Genomic DNA, 17,955 nt, shown 5'->3' on the forward strand with positions numbered 1-17,955 from the left:
AGGTTTGAAAGGGGGCTCCCCCATTAGATTTTGAGCCACCTTGGTATGATCGACTACTAAGCAAGAGACGGTTCCAACCAGCAACCGCCCTAGCTATGACTAAACAACCATCGTAAACATATTCATAAACAGCTTGGCCGCTTTGATAAAGCCGGCCAAGCGGAGTTCCCAAACCCTATTACTGAGACGTCTCCCAGAGCTTCTTCCAAGCTTCGAAATCCGCTAGCTCGACTTCCCCGGTCCAGCCGAAGCCACTGCGAAAACGAAACTCTCCGTTCTCGTCCGTCTTGCCGACTATTAGCTCTTGTCCCGCGTCCGCCGAGGCAAACGCGGTGAAACTCTCTTTGTCCACGAGCTGTACCGCCGTGCCAAGCGCCCCCCCATGGAACGCATCCCAAATACCGACAGACGCATTTTCCTCATCCGTCCAAATCTCCGGCTTTTCCGACTGGGCAACCAAACCGACCGCCACCGGCAAGTCCTTTACGAGGTTCCAGGTTCCCGTATAATAGAACCGCGAAACCGCTTCGTAGTAACGATCGCCCAAGTGCAACGTGATCGTCTTCTTTTCCGTAACCTTACCGTACTCGGTTTCCGGATACTCGTACTCAACCGTGATAGATGCCGTATCCCTCGCGCTCCAATTGACGAAGCCCCGATCGTAGACGTTGGCTTGCAACAGCGATCCGTTCACCCAGAGCCCGGTGCCGCCCGCGCCGACCGTGGGGCCGACCTTGTATCCATCGAATCCCTCTCCCGTATCCTGATGATAGCTCTTTCCATGCTTGAGATCGCCTTCGTACCACTTGTTGATAATCGGGTAGTCCACCTTCTTCGTCCAAGCATCCACACCGCTCCGCTCCTGGGAATCGCGCAAGGCAGGCCCATAGACGCGGAAAGCGACCACGTCGTTCTCAAACGCAATATCGTCCTTGCGCTCGGGCACCAAGCGGGCAAACCCACGTGGCTTGCCTTCATCCTTGGCGAGCAGCGCCTCCGCCTTGCCCAGTAGTTCTCCGCTCAAGGCTTGCTCGGACTCGCCGAGCACGCGCAGGTATTCAGCCCCGGCCAACAAAACCGCGCCCACGCCATAGTCTTCCGTTTCCTTAGCCGTCAGAGTATCGGGAGCGGAACCGATCCGTTGCACGTATCCCACGCGACCGCTTTCCTCCACGCGAGTGAGCAAGCCCTCCCAAGCTGCCTCCAAGCGAGGCAAGTAGGTCTCGCGATCAAGATATCCGTTGTTGATGCCCCAAGCCAAACCGAAGGCAAAAAAGCCGGAGCCGCTGGTTTCGCCCACTGCGATCTGCTCGGGATCACGCAAGGACGGACGCCAGAGTCCGTCCTCTTGCTGCGCCTGCAAAACGCCTTCGGTCATTTCCACAAAGAGCTCTTCCAAGAACGTTCGGTAAGCGTAGGACTCAGGCAAATACTCCAGAGTCAGAGCCAAGCCGCCGTAAACCCAACCGTTGCCCCGACTCCAAAAAATCTTCTTCCCATTTTCCGTGCGACGATCGAGGAAACGCGTGTCGCGGAAAAAGAGTTTCTCCTCTTCGTCGTACAATTCCTCGTAGGTGAAAGTGAACTCTCGCTCCAAAAACTCGAGGTAGCGCTCGTCGCCTGTCGCCGCATGCAAGCGGGCCAGCGTCGGCGGGGCCATGTAGAGGGCGTCGCACCATGTCCAGCGATCACTGACGTCGACATCTGGATACTTCTTCTTGTCGCGGTAGTCGAGTTCCTCCAAGCGAGGTTCCGCAAAGATCTCCTCAAAGCGTTCCACGAACGGATTCAATCGCTCCTTGCGTTCAGAATCCATAAAATAGATATCCAGCCATGCGTGCCCCACTGCGTGGTCATCGGCATGGTAGCGACGCGGGCCCGGCAACCAAACCGATTGCTCTCCGAGTTCCACGACAGTCGCCAAATAGCGCTCGTCGCCCGTCGCATGAGCCGCTCGCAAAAGCCCATCGTAGAGCGGAGCGATCACCCAGTGACGCGTGTCCCGCCCGCTCGGATTGTCCAGTATCCAATCCGCCACGCGACGCACTTCCGCCTCCACAGCTGCCGCCTCATTCTCTTCCGAGCTGGGGCTGCACCCCACTGCAAACAGTGCCGCGACTGCCATAGCCGCCGCTCCTCCAATCGAACGCTTCGCTAGTTTCTCTATCTTCATAATCTTAAACTTTTCTCTTTTCTTACTCTTCGACTTTAATTCTCAAACTCGCGGAATCGCCTCCTCGCATCGACGAGCGAGGCAAATGAAAGACCGCCTCAGCCTGCCTTCCTTCGGCATCTCCAAGGCTCACCACAAGCTCTCCACCGCGTCGCGAAGGATCCGCAGCGGTCAGCACAAACTCGCCTTCGCCATCCTGCGAGACAAGCAGCACGCAGCGCTCGCTCGCCGCAACCCAAGCACCGTCAGCCAGCTCGCAACGCCCCGCTTGGTGAAAAACGAACTGGCGATGCCGGCCTTCCGTATCGGCGACCGCTTGCACTTGCTTCGTATTAGCCAGAACGCGATAGGGAACCGTTTCCACCAACTGCTCTCCCTGCTCTCTCTTCGCCGCGCTAAGCACCGCGTATTCATAATTCCCTGACTGTGGCTTCACCCCATGGGCAAGCGTAAGCGAAAAGACATTACCCTCGACTTCCATTGGGCTTCCGGTCTGACGCAGCTCTCGCCACGATCCTTTTTGAACTTGGCTCCCCGCAGAGAAACGCTGCCCCTCCGGCAAATAATACAGGGCTCCGTCATGCCATACGCCCAGCGGCTCCGACGCCTTGCCCAGCTCGCGTATCCCCTCCAGAACTTCCACTCGAGACGCGCCTTTCCGCAAAAGATAAGCGCTTCCCTCCGCGAAGCGCTGCTCCACGGACGTTTGCAGCGGCTCTTCGCGGTCCGACTCGATTCCCGCGCCGAGCATCACCATGCCCCAGTCGAAAGCGAAATAGCTTTTCAAAGCCTTCACCCCTTCGCGCTGGTAGTCGTACACCGCCGCTCCTCGCCAACCGTCACTAGCGCCACCCACGAAGTCCGTATTCCCTTTGGTCCGTACCACCCTGTGATTGAGTTCCGGTATTGGCTCCTCCGATACAACTCCGGTTACGCCGGGTATACGTCTCCAATCCCAAATGGCTTGAATGTTCTTATACTCCTCGCCGTCCTGTACGAAAAATGTGGAACCATCGGGAAGGTAATAGCTTTTCAGCCCTTGACGGTTTATTGACTCCGTTCCTGTCAGGAATTTCGAATACGCCTTTACCGATGCATAAAACGCTTTCCGCCGATGTACCATAAATTCGGAGCGATAAAAGTAGCGGTTGCCCTCCAAAAGATCAGGCCCCTTTCCTTGCGTAGAAGCAATAAGTCGCTCCAGCTCCCGCTCGCGTCCATCTTCCATCTCCAGCCAAAGCTGGGCCACCGGCGCCAAATAGCCGGAGTCCTTGTCCTCCACCGAAACCATGCGCCCGAGCGCTCCGAAGTCGGCAAAGGTGCCTCGCACCATCCAGCGGTTGCCATCCAAGAGCATTCCGAGAACCAACTCCCGCTTCTCCTCCGAGAACTGGAAGCGACCGCCATGTGCCATGTACATCACCTCCGTCAGATCGGCCACGAATTTGGCTCCGTAACCGTGCGAGTAAAGCTGAGCTCCGTGCTGGTGAAAACTGAAGTCCGCCTGCAAGCCTTCCCCTTCCTCCACTTGCACCGTTTCCGCAATCCGCTGGATCGCTCTCTCCACCAAGGCCGGATTCTCCTCTAACAAGCCGCGGATCATGGTGATCTTGTTGATCCAGATCAGGTTCTGCCCCGTCATGGGACGCTTGGCTCGCCGCATGACATTCAGAACCGATTCCCGGCGTTCACCTTCAAGATCGTCTCTCAGATAGAGCCCAATACGAGCGAACTCCAAAGGATAGCCAATTTCATTGTAGTACCAATTCCGATGCCAAAGATCCTCCGCTATGGTGTAGTCTATACCTCGATACACAGCCTTGAGAATCTTTCTTCGCTTGCCCGCGGACAGACCCATTTTCTCGCGTGCGTAAGCTAGCTTCCGTAAGCGATAGAGATGATACATGCGACTGGTTGCGCTCACCGAGTCGGTATGGCCGTACTCGAACTCTGGCCACCGTCCGTCAGGCAACTGCCTCGCAATCCATTCGTCGATTTCTGACTCGCTGACCTCTTCCTCCTGCAATTCGATGAAGCGGTTCGCCAATCGCTGCAAGTCCTGCCGCGTCTTCTCGTCGATACGCTCCGGCTTGGCTGGATCGGCTTGGTGATTCCGATAACGCTCCGCCATCTCCGCTTGCTGGTCGAGTACTCGGCGCCTGGCTTCAGAGCTGAGCTGGCCGTCCTCTCCCACCATCGCCAAATCACCCCAAAGAATCGGCATCAAGAACGGTCCCGGACCCGAGTCCGCCAGGCGTCGCTCGATGCGAAATCCGATAGACTGCCCATTTCTCAAGCGCCCTCCTCCAAGCTGCTCGAGCGACACGGACAGCTCCCATTGGTAGCTCGTAGCGGTCCGCTTGCCCGCCACATCAATCACCTCTATCGTTTCAACCGATGCCGCTCCAGTTCGTATCAATGAAACAGATACTTGTTCGTCTTCATCCGGAGCCCCTACCAAAAAGTGGAAGTCGTCAGCCTCGTAGCTAAAGTCGCTGTCGTTGCCCAGGTCGATGCCGAAATTGAAAAAGTCATTGGCATGGGCCTGCCAAAAATCGACGCCGCCCTCCGCTCGGGCCCTCAGGTAAAGCTCCGCCCCTTGCCAGGCAGCTTGGAAGTGAAAACCGCCTTCTTCCGTCGGCGATCCTGCAAGCTGTTCCCAATCGGAAAAGTCTCCATCGATCGCGATGGCACTCTCCGCAGCCACCCACAACTCCCTCGTATTCTCAGCTGCTGCAAGCGTTCCCGCCAAAGCCGAGCCGACCGCGACAAGCATCCCTCTTTGCAAAATCCCCATATCCCTATCGCTCTATCGGAAAGTATCCCGGCAAGGGCTTTCCCGACTCGATGGCGCCCATGTCCGGGCCATTCCCAAAGTAATCGTCGTTAAAGTTCGGCAGCCGAGCTCCTGCATCGTAGCCGGGGCTTTCTTCCGCCAGCGGCATTGCCCAGATGGCTCCTTCACGTAATGACGCGGCAAATACAGGAACTCCATGGATCCCCTCGCTCTCGCTCGACGGATGGGCCTGTACCCGCCCGTTGTAGAGGTCGTAGTTGAAGTCGTTCAACTCGGTGGATTGCCCGTCGTAAACTGCGTGGCCATTGTCGTGCCGCAACCACAAGATGTTGTTCCGGCTCTGAACGTTGACCTGCACCTTTCGCTGCGTGCTGAACTTCAAACCGGCCTGAGCCCCGGAAGTCTCGTCCGTTCCCTCCCACGGTGCGGGCTGCAAAATCGTGTTATGAAAAACGTAGATTCGGCCCTTGGTGTAAGCCTCGCTCCTCGGCTCCCCTCCGAGCTTGAGGAAAAACTGCCCGCGATAGGCATCGGGGCCCTTGCGCGAACGCAGGTAGATGTTGCGAAAAACATAGCAGGGTCCCACCGAGGTGCCAGCCGTCGCAATCGCTCCGAAGGTGCTGTCGATCACGTTGCCCCAAACCCGCACGTTCTGGTTCGCGCCCTCGATCTCCAGCCCATCGTCCCAACAGTGGGAAATCCAATTCCCGTAAATATCGGAATCACGCACCGGAAACCCTCCGTATCCAAAATTATGCCACTCGCCCATGGCATCGTTGAACATATGCTCCCAATCGGAGTAGATGCGATTGTGACGCACCACGATTTCGCCTTCCGCATTGATAAACGAGATGCCTTGCGGGCCGATCGGGTGGCGGCTACCGTTGCGGCTCTCGCGCGCCTGCGTCCAGGAGTTCGAGTTGGCCCGCGGGTGATGCATTGAGTTGTTCTGGATCACGATTCGCTTCAGGGTCTTTTCTTCTCCCTCCGCCGTTTCATGAAAGACAGCCGAGTCGAAGTTGCGTCCCCAACCGTCGTCCAAGTCCTGTCCCCAACCTGAAATATCGCAGTCCTCGATCACCACGTCCTGGACCTTGCCCAACTCGATGCCATGCTGCGACGCGTTCACGAGCGTAAGCCCGCGAATGATCACGAAATCCGCTTCTACCAAAACGTTCACCCGGTCGCTGTTGCGACCATCGACGACCGTTCCCTTCTCGCCTGCTTGATACAGCACGTATCCATCCTTCGGATTTCCACCTTCGCTGATCGCAATCGTCTCTTCAATACGCTCCGGCAAGGTAACGACTCGAGCGATCTTGAAGTCGGAACTTCTGGTTTCCACCGTCACCGTTTGGCTCGCAAGCCCTCCCGCCAAACTCAGCTCGACCTCGTAGCGAACGCCTTCCCGCAAGCCGACAATGCTGCCGCGATACTCGTTGCTAAACTGCGGAGCTTCTTCGTGCGCATAATCGTCAAACCACAGCGGCAGAGCCTCTTTCCATTCGCCTTCGCCTTGCGCGCGATAGCGTACCGAGCACTCGATCTCGCTCGCCCCCTGTTCGGGAGCCCAACGTAAACCGATGCATTCGAAGGTCGCCACGGCCTGCACGGCAGAAGTCCTCGCGCAGGAGCTGCTACCAAAACAAGCAGCGGCGAGACATAGGATAAGGGCATAAAGTCTCATAATAAAAACCTCCATTTAGCAACGCTTCGCATTCGCAAACAATCCCTCCTTGAATGACTAAACAGAACCGGCCTTCCCTGCCAATTTCGCGATCATGGCCGCCAAGCGTTGCGCTTCCTCCCAATCGCCGCTCGCGCTCGCCTTCGCCCGCGCCTGCCGCAAGCAGCCAATTCCCTCTTCGATGCGACCGAGCTGCAACAGAGCAGCTCCTTCCATCTTGTACACGTGAAGGCTCTCGCTCAGATGCGCTCTGGCGTCGCTGGCCAGTTGACTCAACTCCAGCCACTCCCCGTTTCCTGCCAAACGAGAGGCCACCTGCCGAAACAATGGCTCGCTCGCGGCATCGCTCTCATAGGCCGACCGCAACGCCGACAGCCACGCCTCCCGCTCTTCCGATTCCTCGAACTCGAGGGCCCGGGCCAACCAGTATTGAGATTTCAAGCGCCGCAGCGACCCCTCCTGCGGCATCCGGGCAGCCAGCAGCTGCAAACTTCGCTCCGCAGCCAGCCAAGCCCTCTCCGCAATCGCCGTCGCCAGCAGCTTCGCATAGAGCGCCGCCGCCATCGGCCGCATTTGCAGGGCCGACTCGTAATGCCGCAAAGCCAGCTCAGCTCGCCCTTCTTCTCGGGCCAAGTCCCCGCTCGCTTCCAATAAATCCGAATCGTAGCGAAAATCTGCCAAGCCGCGATCCAAGGCGTCTCGCGTCGCCTCCAAGTCTCCCAACTCCCGCCAGCACCGCGCTTCGAGCAACGCCGTTCGAGCGGTAAGCAATCCCGCCCCTCTCGCCGCGTCACAAATCTCCAAGGCACCTTGCCTGTCACCGTCCCGATAGCGTTCGTCGGCGAAAATAAAGTACGCCTGTCCCGTGGCATCCGGACTGGAAACGGCCCGCTGCAAAGCCGCGAAAGCCTCCCTTCGGCGATCCGAGGCGAACTCTAGCTTCGCCAATCCCAGCCACAGGTCACCGCTTTTCGGATACAGTTTCAATCCCCGCTCAAAAACAGCCCTCGCCTCCTCGAACCGCAAAGCCGTGAAAAGCTCGTCCGCATCGCAAGCCAGTCGGTATTCGCCAAATCGATACTCTTGCAAGGCCTCCAACCATGGATCCCGGTCCGCGGTATGACGCGGATTGGCTTGCCCGATCTCTAAAAAACGTTCCGCTAGGGCTTGCTCTCCGTCCGCTGCGTAAATATTCGCCAAGAGCAAAGCCGCGTCCCCGCACTCCGGCTCTCGGCGCAGGCACTCCCGCAAGCGCCGCTTCGCAGCCTCCATGTCTCCGCCCCGCATCGCCCTTTTGGCCAAGGCAATCGAGGCCCCCGCAAAGCTCGCCTCTCGCGACAAGCATGCCTCGTACAACGCTTCCGCATCGCCACCGTTCGCCGCCCGCAGATCCGCCAAACGTAGGAGCCCCATCGGAGTCTCTACTCCCTCCTCCCGCAGCCGCTGTAAAATATCCTCCGCTTCCGCGAAATTTCCCCGAGCCTCTTCTACGACAGACAAGAGGTAGCGAGCCCGTGCCCCCAACTGGCCGCCTGCCGCGCCTGCGACCTGCCGATAGCAAGTCGCCGCCTCCTCCAGAAAAGCGTTGGCCTGATAGAATTGCCCCAGCCGAAAAACCTCCTCCAGCGAATCGAGCCCCGCCTCCCGCAGCTCCCTGTAGGCCTTCGCAAACGCAGCGTCCTCCAGCAGCTCGGCTTCACCCATTTCGGGAGCCACCCATTCCGCCGCATCCCCCCGAGCCGCGGCCTGACCCATGCCCGCCGCTAGCAGCCAAATTCCCAGCCGCAAGGAGGGACGGCTTCTCCGAAGACGTCCAAGTCCCCTTCCGAGGAAGCTATCCAACAACTCCCGCTTCAGGTACGCCCTCAGCCTTCCTTCAATAAGGAAGGAAGCGAAAAAACGCAGTCGGGATAACACGAAACTCATCTAAATCGGGGGTGAATGGGACGCAAAACCGACTCTCTCACCTTTACACCGCACAGGCCTAGCGGAAAATCCGTCTCCCACGCTGATTCGCCATGACTAAATATTCATCGCTTTAAAAATCTCCGTAGTCCCAGCAGGCTGGCCGCACTCCTACGCACCCCGCGATGCCCCGAATACCAAGCAAACTTCGACCTATTCCCTTCCTTGCCGCGGCTCTGGCATCCCAGCTGACACTTCCTGCCGCCCCATCCGCCGACAGCCCAACGCCCACCCGCACCTACACCCCACAGCCCATCGGCGAGCTAGCCCAAAGCGAGGCCTGGATCACCGACCTCTGCATTGCCGACCTCGACGGGGACGGCCATCTCGACGTCATTTTCGCCGACGGCCGCCTGCACCGCATCTCCGCCCTCTTTGGCGACGGCGCCCTCGGCTTCACCGAGCGCTCCCTCAACGAGCAAACCGCCGGCCCCGCCCACGTGGAAGCCAGCGACTTCGACCAAGACGGCGACCTCGACATCCTTGTCGCCTGCATGGGCGTCATCTTTCCCAGCAATCAAAAAATCGGCTCCATCGAAATTCTCGAGCAGACCGACCCGCTCGTCTTCGAGCGACGCGTCATCGGCAGCCAGCTCGCCCGCGTCACCGATCTGCAAGCGGGAGACCTCGACGGCGACGGTGACCTCGACCTCGCCGTAGGGCAATTTGGATACGAGCAAGGCGAAGTGCGTTGGTTGGAAAACAAGGGCAACTGGCAATTCGCCAGCCACCCGCTGCTCGCGCTGCCCGGAGCCATCCACACCCCCATCGCCGACCTCGACGGCGACGGCCATCTCGACATCGTCGCCCTTATTTCCCAACAGTGGGAAGAAGTCCACTTCTTCAAGGGCAACGGAAAAGGCGACTTCCGAAACCAAGTCATCTTCGCCTCCAGCAACCAAGACTTCGGCAGCAGTGGACTCTCCCTCGCTGACATCGACGCCGACGGCGATCTCGACGTTCTCTACACCAACGGCGACGGCTTCGACTACGCCCGCCCCGGCCCCCGCCCGCACCACGGCCTGCAAATCCTCTTCAACGAAAGCGGCCGCTTCCGCACCCGACGCATCGCCGACTTCCCCGGCGCTTTCAGCCCGCATGCCGCCGACCTCAACGACGACGGACGCCTCGACATTCTCCTTACCAGTTGCTTCAACCATTGGGAAAACAAGCCCACCTCGCTCGCCGCCTACTTCGCCCAGCCGGACGGCAGCTACCAGCTTCATCCCCTCGCTCGGGAGCCCACCCACCTCGTCGTAGTCGATTCCGCCGACTTTGACCATGACGGCACCCTCGAGCTCGTCACCGGCGCCTTCCAAGCCTACCCACCCTTCGAGAATCTCAGCCGCATCACCCTTTGGACCCGCGATGACCACAACAAGATCAACTCAAATTCCCCCTGAGAACTTCGATCTGATTTCTTAAACAAGCTGTAGGGCTGGCGCTCGTCATGGATCTTGAGCGAAGCCGAAAGGCGCCACGCCGCGTCCGTTCGATCCTAATTCTGCAGTGCTGCGATGAACGCCGCCCCTTCAACTTTAACCGACCCAATCATCAAATAAAGTAGAGTTAACCAACTGCACAAATATGAAACACGCCCTGAACACACTCCTCTTCGCGTGCCTGAGCCTTGCATTCATTGCCAAAGCCCAAGCCGAGAACCCAACCTTCCTGCAAATTCCCGAGCTGACGGTCGCTCCCGACCGAGCCGACTGGACCTACGCCGTAGGCGACCCCATCTCATTCACCGTCTCCCTCAACGCCCACGGCAACCCGCTCAACGACGTCGAGCTCAGCTACCGCGTCGGACCAGAGTTCTACGAGGGCAACAGCCAAACCGCCACCTTGAGCGACGGGCGCTTCACTTTCCAAGCCGATCCCCTCGACCAGCCTGGCTTCCTCCGCTGCATCGCCACCGTGACGATCGACGGAAAAAGCTACTCCGCCAAGGCCACCGCGGCTTTCAGTCCCGAGAAGATCCGTCCCACTCAAACCGAACCCGCCGACTTCGATTCCTTCTGGAACGGTCAACTAGAGTCCCTCAAAAAGATAGACCTGCGCCCCCTCAAAACCCCGTATTCGGAACTCAATACACCGGGAGCAAACGTCTACAAGGTCCGCTACCAATCATGGGGTAAGCTCAACGGTGAAGCTCCTTTCTACGGCGTGCTCACCGAACCGAACAAGGAAGGAAAATTCCCCGCCGTGCTGCAAGTCCCAGGAGCCGGCGTACGCTCCTACTCGGGAAATGTCGAACTCGCCGAAGCCGGCTTCATCGCCTTCCAAATCGGCATCCACAGCATCCCCATCGACCTTGAAGGTGACGTGTATCCCAATCTCAGATACGCTGGTCTGCACAACTACTGGGCCTACAATCTCAACGACCGCGAGGAGTACTACTTCCGCCGCGTTTTCCTCGGCTGCGTCAAGGCCCTCGACGTGCTTACCTCGCATCCGAATTGGGACGGCGAAACCCTCATCGTCTACGGCGGTAGCCAAGGCGGATTCCTCAGTATCGTAACTGCTGCTCTCGACAAGCGGGTCACCGGACTCGTCGCCAACTACCCGGCCTACTGCGACGTCACTGGCACCCTGCACGACCGTGCCGGAGGCTGGCCCAAGATGTTCAACTACGAGCGCTACCGCCACGAGGACATGATCGCCACCACCGCCTACTACGACGGCGTAAATTTCGCCAAACGCCTCACCGTGCCCGGCAGCTTCGCCTTCGGCTACAACGACACCGTCTGCCCACCCACCAGCATGTATTCAGCTTACAACGTCATCACCGCGCCCAAGGACCTCACCATCCAAGTCGACATGGGCCACGGCCCCTCCGACGCATTCCGCGATGAGACATTCCAGCGCATCCTGCGGATCGCCGGACAAAAGTAGCGGCTCGTAGGAAGCGGCCTTGCGCCGCCCCCTGTCAATCGCGACAGAAGATCGCTTCCCACGGATACCTATTTCCGCAGCGGCAGTGGCTTGCCTGCATCCCAGCGAACGCCGACTTCGCTGAACAGGGCGCCGCGCTCAAAGGCATTGACCGCAGCCTCTTCCAAGCCTTTCACAACTCGAAAGCGCCCCTCAGCGGTCTCAATCTCTTCGATAAACTCTTCGGCTACCGTTTGCGTTTCCACCTCGCGGTACAGCGTTTCCACCACTTCCGTGTGCGGAATGGCTTGCTCGGGCTCGCAGAGGTCGGCAGCCGTTCCCTCTATCCGACAAACGATCGCCTCGATCATAGCGCGAACCTCTTCCTCGTCGCCGCTCAGAGCGACCGTTCGCTCCGCTTCGCCATCGACGCGGTAGTAGGCTGCTTCGTCCTTGATCCACTCGATCTCGCCCTTGCTCCCCACAATGCGGATCGTCGGGTTTACCGTCTGCCGGCACGCATGCGAGGCGACAAAGGTCACCGGTACGCCTTCCTTGGTGGTTCCGCGCAAACAGGCTGTATCGAAATTTTCAATATCGTTGGCCCGGAAGGTCTCGGCGCGCAGGGTTTCGGCGATGGAGGCGACTTCATTCAAATCCGCCCCCGCCCAATAGAGCATCAAATGCAAGAAATGGGCGGCCGCATTGCTCACTGGAGAATCGAGCACAAGCGAGTCGCCCGCCCGAAGGCGTCCTGCCCAAGCGTTGCGGGAGAAATAGTCCAAGCCGCGAGGCCAGAGCGTAATACCGCGAATCTCCCGCAACTCGCCCAAGACGCCTGATAGAAGGTCTCGCTTGATGCGGCGAGTCGCCGGGCAATGCATCTTCTGGAAGCCGACCGCAACGAAACGCCCCCGTTTCTCCGCCCGCTCAGCGATCCTTCGGCAAGCGCTTAGCTCCGGAGCAAGCGGCTTCTCGATCAAAACGTTCGCGCCTGCGTCCAAAGCGTCCAGCGTCATATCCTCGTGCAAAAAGATCGGAGTCGGAATCATGCACAGGTCCAGACGCCCGTTCCACGCCGCCAGCATCTCCTTGTAATCCCGAAACAGCTGGCAACCGCCCGCCTCCAGCTTTGCGCAAAGTTCAGCCTCCTCCTCTTGGTTGATTACCGTAGCCGCTACCAGCTCGAGCCTTCCCTTCGCCACCATGTGGTCGATCATTCTCAAGTGCACGCGACCGTAACTCGAGACGCCGATCAAAGCTGCTTTTATCATGTAACTAGGACTCTTGTTGGTAGTTAAAGAAATTCGGGGTACCCTTGGCGAGGGCACGGAGCCAAGCGCGAGCGGCCTGTACCGGGTGAGAATCGCACGCAAAGCGACGACCGCTAACCAAAAGCCCATTTTGCCCCCCTTACTTCAACGCTCCCCCTGTGACTAAATAACCATAAAGCCAACGCTTGCTCCGCCAACCAGCCTCCCCAAGCTCGTACATCACCCTCCCGAAGGGACTTCGCCGCTCGCTGCCCCTTTGACCCCGACGCCCACTCGCGCATACTAGAACAAACGCCCAACCTCTCCAACAGCCATCACTCCCCCCTTCGCTTCGTCTCCCTTCCGTGCAAAATCTCCCCCCAATCGATCGATGAACCAGAACTTCCGCGTCACCCAAGCCGATATCGCCCGCAAAGTCGGCTGCAGCCAAGTCACCGTTTCCAGAGCCTTGAACGACGACCACCGCGTGGCCGAGGACCTGAAAAACACCATCAAGCAGACGGCTGACCAGTTGGGCTACCGCCCCGACCCCATGCTCCGCGCCTTGGTCACTTCCCGACGTTACCTCAACGCCAAAAGCGCCAACGCCAGCATCGCCTTCGTCTACGTCGGCAACAAGCCCGACCCCAACACCCCCTTCAGCAACTTCGAGTACTACAAGGGCGTGAAGGACAAGTCCGAGGCCCTCGGCTTCAATCTCGAAGCCCTCAAGTTCGACTCTGGCGAGATCTCCTCCGAACGCTTTGCCAGCATCCTGCGCCATCGCGGCGTCAAGGGCGTCGTCTTCGCCCTAGCCAGCGGACACTGGATATTCACCCAACCCATCTTCGAACTGCCCGAATTCGCCTACGTATCACTCGGCTACAATTTCGCCCACACGCCGGTCAACTGCATCATGCCGGACAACTACCACTCCATCACTGTCGCCTTCCGTACCGCCCTCGATCGCGGCCACAAGCGAATCGGCCTCGCCGTCTCCAAAACGCAAAACGAACGCATCGACTACGCCTTCACCGACAGCTTCCGCCGTATCGCTTTGGAAAACGGAATCGATCCGGACGCAATGATCCACCTCTTCCGCCACGAAACCGAAGAAGAGCGTGCCTGTATCGACGAGAAAATGACCGCATGGATGCAGCAAGCCCAACCCGACGTCGTTATCGGCGAACTCGGAACCCGCCCGCACCTGCAAAAGATACTGGATCGCGAAGGCAAGACCATCGGCAAAGACCTCCCCTTCATCTGCCTCGACATCCGGGCCCGCCTCAACGGCGACGACAGCGGACTCATCGGCAACCGCGAACTCATGGGCCAACGGGCCGTGGAGAACATCGCTTCCCAAATCACACGCAACCACGCCGGCCTCCCCCGCACCTACGAACGCCTGCTCGTGCAGTCCACCTGGCACGACGGAGAAACCTTCTAGTTGTAGGAAGCGACCTCGTGTCGCGATTGCAGAGAGGCTGATCGCGACGCATGCTCGCTCCCCCAAAACAATTGCGGCCTAGAATTCTCCGGAGAACTTAGCTTACGGTAAACGAGAGCCGACGCCTCGATGCTTATGCATAATTAAGCATCCTTCCAACCGTTGCGAAACACCGCCCTTCCCGACTGTGCTGGGATCCTCCCAAAACCATGAAGCCAGAAAACCCCGAGACACCCAGCGCCAACGCACCCGCGTCCTCAAGCGACGCCCAAACGCCCGCCAACGAGGGCGAGTACCGCACCTCCCTCAAGGAAAAGCTCTCCTACGCCATCGGGACCATCCCCTTCATGCTCGGCTCCAGCGGGGTCATGCAAATCGCCAACCCGCTCTACAACCTAACCCTCGGTCTCAGCCCCTCCTTCGTCGGAACCGTCATGGCCATCGTACGCCTATGGGACGGCTTCACCGACCCCCTCATGGGCTCCCTCAGCGACAACACCCGCACCCGCTGGGGACGCCGCCGCCCCTTCATCGCCCTCGGAGCCATCCTCTGCGCCATCACCTTTCCCGTGATGTGGCTCGTACCCGTCGACTGGGGACAAACCGCCACCTTCATCTACTTCCTCGTCACCTGCCTGATGTTCTTCACCGCGTTCACGGTCTACGGCGTACCGTACTTGACGCTCGGATACGAACTCAGCTCCGACACCAACGAGCGCCTGCGGATCCAAACCTACCGGGCCATGTGTACGAAGATCATAAACTTCATCGCCCCCTGGATCTTCGTCATCGCCCAACTCGACTTCTTCGAAAGCACCATCTCCGGCTTCCGCGCTGTAGGCCTCATCATCGGCGGACTCTTCATCCTACTCGCCATCCCCGCCGTGTTCAACACTCGCGAACGCTTCGAGAAACGAGCCGCCAAACAGCAAAAGGTAAAGCTCGTCAAAGCAGTCAAACTTACGCTCGTCAACCGCCCTTTCCGCTGCCTCGTCTCCATCGTGGTCGGCATGCTCATAGGCACCAGCATGGTCAACATTCTGGGCATCTACGTGAACAGCTACTACGTCTTCCCCGGAGACACCGAACAGGGCGCCAAGTACCACGCCCTCGCCATGACCCTCTACGGCGTGGCCGGCCTCGTCGCCGTTCCCATCGTCAGCAAGATCGCCAACCGCGTGGGCAAGCTCAAGGTCCTGCAATGGTGCCTCTTCATCGGTATCATCGCCTCCGCCTCCAAGTTCTTCAGCTACACGCCCCACGCCCCTTGGCTGCAATTCGTGACCATGCTGGCCCTCTCGCCCGCATTCTCCGGCTTCTGGGTCCTGATCGATCCCATGAAGGCCGACACCGCCGACTACGACGAGCTCAGCACCGGCATGCGCCGCGAAGGCATGTACGCAGCCGTGGCCAACTGGATCGAAAAGGTCGCCCTCACCGGCACCCTGCTCGTCTCCAACTCCATGCTCGATATCACCGGTTTCGACGTCTCCAAAGGCGCCGACCAAGGCGACGGAGCCATCCTCTCCATCCGCCTCTGCTACTCGCTCATTCCCGCCGCCCTGCTCACAGTCGCCTACATCATTGCCCGCAAGTATCCACTTACCGACGACGGCGTCATAAAGCTCAAGAGCGACCTGGAAGACCGCCGCGGCAAAGTCGTCTAAGCGAAGAGTGGGAAGCGTGCTCTCGGCGAGGCGTAGCTCGATTGCCGAGCAAAGACTGTTGTCACGCGATTTCCAGCAACGCAATCGCGACACAAGGTCGCTTCCCACAAAGAGCACCTAACAAGCTGGCACCAACCAGGCCAAGCCAAGCACCTCTGCACAGAGCTAGCCTAAACAAGGAGCAAGACAGGACCTCACTGCAGTACCAGCCACTCCCTCAAATCCAACCGTATCCAACATCTGTGACGATCCGCGGCATTTGTGGTTGTCTAAAGGCACACCCAATTATCCCATCCCCATTCCTGCTCATTGCTTCGCCATCTCCGCGTCGCTCCGTCGTGGGCAAAAGAACACAAGCCACCTATTCGGGCCTAACGCTTCGCCTCCCCTTTCACCCAAGCACGAAAAAGCCCACGCTCCCCCGAGCGTGGGCTTACTCATCTAACTTAGAACTACACTACAAACAAATGAAGAAACGCTAGGCCTTAACCGACACCACGCTTTCCTCGAAGTATTCCATCGCCATCAGCTCTTCCTCGATACTTGCGATCTGCGTACGAATCAGTTCCGGGCTATAAAGCGATTTCAGCTCCACGAGACCAACCGTTACGATAACATTCTCGAGAACCGTGTTCGCCTCCTTGAGATCGGCGATCGACTCCTTCACGTTAAAGCGGCCAGGGGTTGTCGGAAGCGGCGGCCAGCGGCTATCGGAAACCCACGCGTTCGTCAGCAAACGGCGAGCCTCTTGCAAGTCGTCACGCATGGTGCCGAAGTCCGTGCCCAAGCGCTGGCTCACGCGGCGCAAGCCGTCATGGATGTCGCGGCAAACCGGATCCATGATTCGGGAATAAACCGTATTGGCCCAAGCCTTGGCAGTTCCCCCGTGCCAGGCGATCCCGTTGTCGACCTTGTACACTTGGTCAGACTTGATGATCTCTTGACTGGACTCGATGACCTCCGCGGGTGTTCCCAGCTCGTATCCAAGGTCCAGTGACACATCGAGAAGCTCCTTGAATCGGTCCACGCTCTCGGGCATCGGCTCGAAGAAGCGGGCTTCATTGAACTGCTTGACGTAAAAGTAAGCGCTGGTGCCGATGTATTCAGCATCCTCCGCGTAGGGCATGATAAAGCTGCCGGTCTCTTCGACACGTTGGGACCAACGCTCGAGGCTTTCGCGAATTTCCTCTAGCTGAACTGGCGTCTCGCGATTGCCTTCCGTCGCTCCCATCAGGTACCAAAGCATTGGATTCGCCATCATGTCGGAACGGAAGATCAAGCGCAGTCCATTGGAAAGCTCCGTGGGGTTCGTCAACAGTCGCAGGAAGTCTGGCTTGTCCTTGATGTAGTCTTCGATGCGGAAGAGCTTGTTCTTGTTGCTGTGGCTGCGCACGTCGTAGCTCAGGCCCGTCGCCTCGCGGATCTCGTCGAAGGACAAGAAAAGGCTGTCCGCGTCGCCAATCAAATTCTTGAACCCCGCCTCGCGGTAGATCGACGGCAGGTACTCCGCCCAACTGCACTCGGGATTCCAACCCGTTTCCGGACGCACTCCCACATAGCGCTCCCAGGAATCCAGGCCATCGAGCAAGCTATGGAAACCGATCTCCGGATCGATATTGGACAGCATGATATGGGTGTGCGGCGAAGCGACACCCTCGATACGGCCTTCTTTTACAAGGGCCTTCAGCTTGTCGAGAGACTTTGGATACTGTTCGGCCATGATCTCGAGCGTCTTTCCGCTCGCCTCGAATCCTATCCGATAGCGGTCGTCGGATGCCACGAGATCGAACAGCGGTTCGTACGACTGCTGAGCGACCCAACCACGCTTCTCGGGGTCGAGCTGGGAATATTGCAAGTTGCCGTGAGGCAAAAAGAGGATCTTACGTTTTTTCATAGGTTAAAATAGAGATTGGGGAGGCTAGCACTCTCGCTCGAATGCGGACTCGACGAAAGCCAAGCGACTATGACTAACTATTCACCCCCGTAGACTTAGTCACAGGTCCATGCCTCTCGCGCCATCAAGCTAAAGCCACGTGCCTCAAGTGCCTCGATCCGAGCGAATAAGCAGCTTATTTATACATGAAGAGCGGGG

The 17,955-nt window shown here is 58.6% G+C and carries 10 protein-coding genes; 4 read left to right on the forward strand and 6 right to left on the reverse strand.

Annotated elements, in window-relative coordinates:
• Nucleotides 1-178: 178 nt before the first annotated feature.
• From IEN85_RS03605 to IEN85_RS03620, 4 genes are all read right to left on the reverse strand, one after another.
• Nucleotides 179-2,173, reverse strand: coding sequence for a glycoside hydrolase family 88 protein (locus IEN85_RS03605; RefSeq protein WP_191615698.1), 1,995 nt, complete (start codon nucleotides 2,171-2,173; stop codon nucleotides 179-181).
• Nucleotides 2,174-2,195: 22 nt separating this feature from the next.
• A complete protein-coding gene (locus tag IEN85_RS03610) occupies nucleotides 2,196-4,970 on the reverse strand; it encodes a polysaccharide lyase family 8 super-sandwich domain-containing protein (protein WP_191615699.1) in 2,775 nt (924 codons plus the stop codon).
• 4 nt (nucleotides 4,971-4,974) lie between these two features.
• A complete protein-coding gene (locus IEN85_RS03615; RefSeq protein WP_191615700.1) occupies nucleotides 4,975-6,582 on the reverse strand; it encodes a right-handed parallel beta-helix repeat-containing protein in 1,608 nt (535 codons plus the stop codon).
• A 132-nt stretch (nucleotides 6,583-6,714) separates the two neighbouring features.
• On the reverse strand, nucleotides 6,715-8,583 hold the full coding sequence (locus IEN85_RS03620; protein WP_191615701.1) for a tetratricopeptide repeat protein: 1,869 nt from the start codon (nucleotides 8,581-8,583) through the stop codon (nucleotides 6,715-6,717).
• A gap of 164 nt (nucleotides 8,584-8,747) precedes the next feature.
• Here IEN85_RS03620 and IEN85_RS03625 point away from each other — a divergent pair, with 164 nt between their 5' ends.
• Together IEN85_RS03625 and IEN85_RS03630 are read left to right on the forward strand one after the other, a co-directional pair.
• The gene (locus IEN85_RS03625; protein WP_191615702.1) at nucleotides 8,748-10,025 is read left to right on the forward strand and encodes an FG-GAP repeat domain-containing protein; all 1,278 of its coding nucleotides are present in this window, start codon (nucleotides 8,748-8,750) and stop codon (nucleotides 10,023-10,025) included.
• 184 nt (nucleotides 10,026-10,209) lie between these two features.
• The gene (locus IEN85_RS03630) at nucleotides 10,210-11,517 is read left to right on the forward strand and encodes an acetylxylan esterase (protein WP_191615703.1); all 1,308 of its coding nucleotides are present in this window, start codon (nucleotides 10,210-10,212) and stop codon (nucleotides 11,515-11,517) included.
• Nucleotides 11,518-11,585: 68 nt separating this feature from the next.
• Here IEN85_RS03630 and IEN85_RS03635 read toward each other — a convergent pair whose 3' ends face one another.
• Nucleotides 11,586-12,770, reverse strand: a complete 1,185-nt coding sequence (locus IEN85_RS03635; protein ID WP_191615704.1) for a Gfo/Idh/MocA family protein — start codon at nucleotides 12,768-12,770, stop codon at nucleotides 11,586-11,588.
• 370 nt (nucleotides 12,771-13,140) lie between these two features.
• On the opposite strand from IEN85_RS03635, the gene IEN85_RS03640 reads away from it, so the two are divergent.
• Both IEN85_RS03640 and IEN85_RS03645 read left to right on the forward strand, forming a co-directional pair.
• Nucleotides 13,141-14,196 carry a LacI family DNA-binding transcriptional regulator gene (locus tag IEN85_RS03640; RefSeq protein ID WP_191615705.1) on the forward strand — a complete coding sequence of 352 codons (1,056 nt, stop codon included), beginning with the start codon at nucleotides 13,141-13,143 and terminating at the stop codon, nucleotides 14,194-14,196.
• Between the two features lie 209 nt (nucleotides 14,197-14,405).
• Nucleotides 14,406-15,863, forward strand: coding sequence for an MFS transporter (locus tag IEN85_RS03645; RefSeq protein ID WP_191615706.1), 1,458 nt, complete (start codon nucleotides 14,406-14,408; stop codon nucleotides 15,861-15,863).
• A 478-nt stretch (nucleotides 15,864-16,341) separates the two neighbouring features.
• Here IEN85_RS03645 and IEN85_RS03650 read toward each other — a convergent pair whose 3' ends face one another.
• Complete coding sequence (locus tag IEN85_RS03650) at nucleotides 16,342-17,757, reverse strand: polysaccharide deacetylase family protein (protein ID WP_191615707.1); 1,416 nt, start codon at nucleotides 17,755-17,757, stop codon at nucleotides 16,342-16,344.
• Nucleotides 17,758-17,955 lie beyond the last annotated feature (198 nt).

The sequence above is a fragment of the Pelagicoccus enzymogenes genome, from assembly GCF_014803405.1.
GTDB lineage: Bacteria > Verrucomicrobiota > Verrucomicrobiia > Opitutales > Opitutaceae > Pelagicoccus > Pelagicoccus enzymogenes.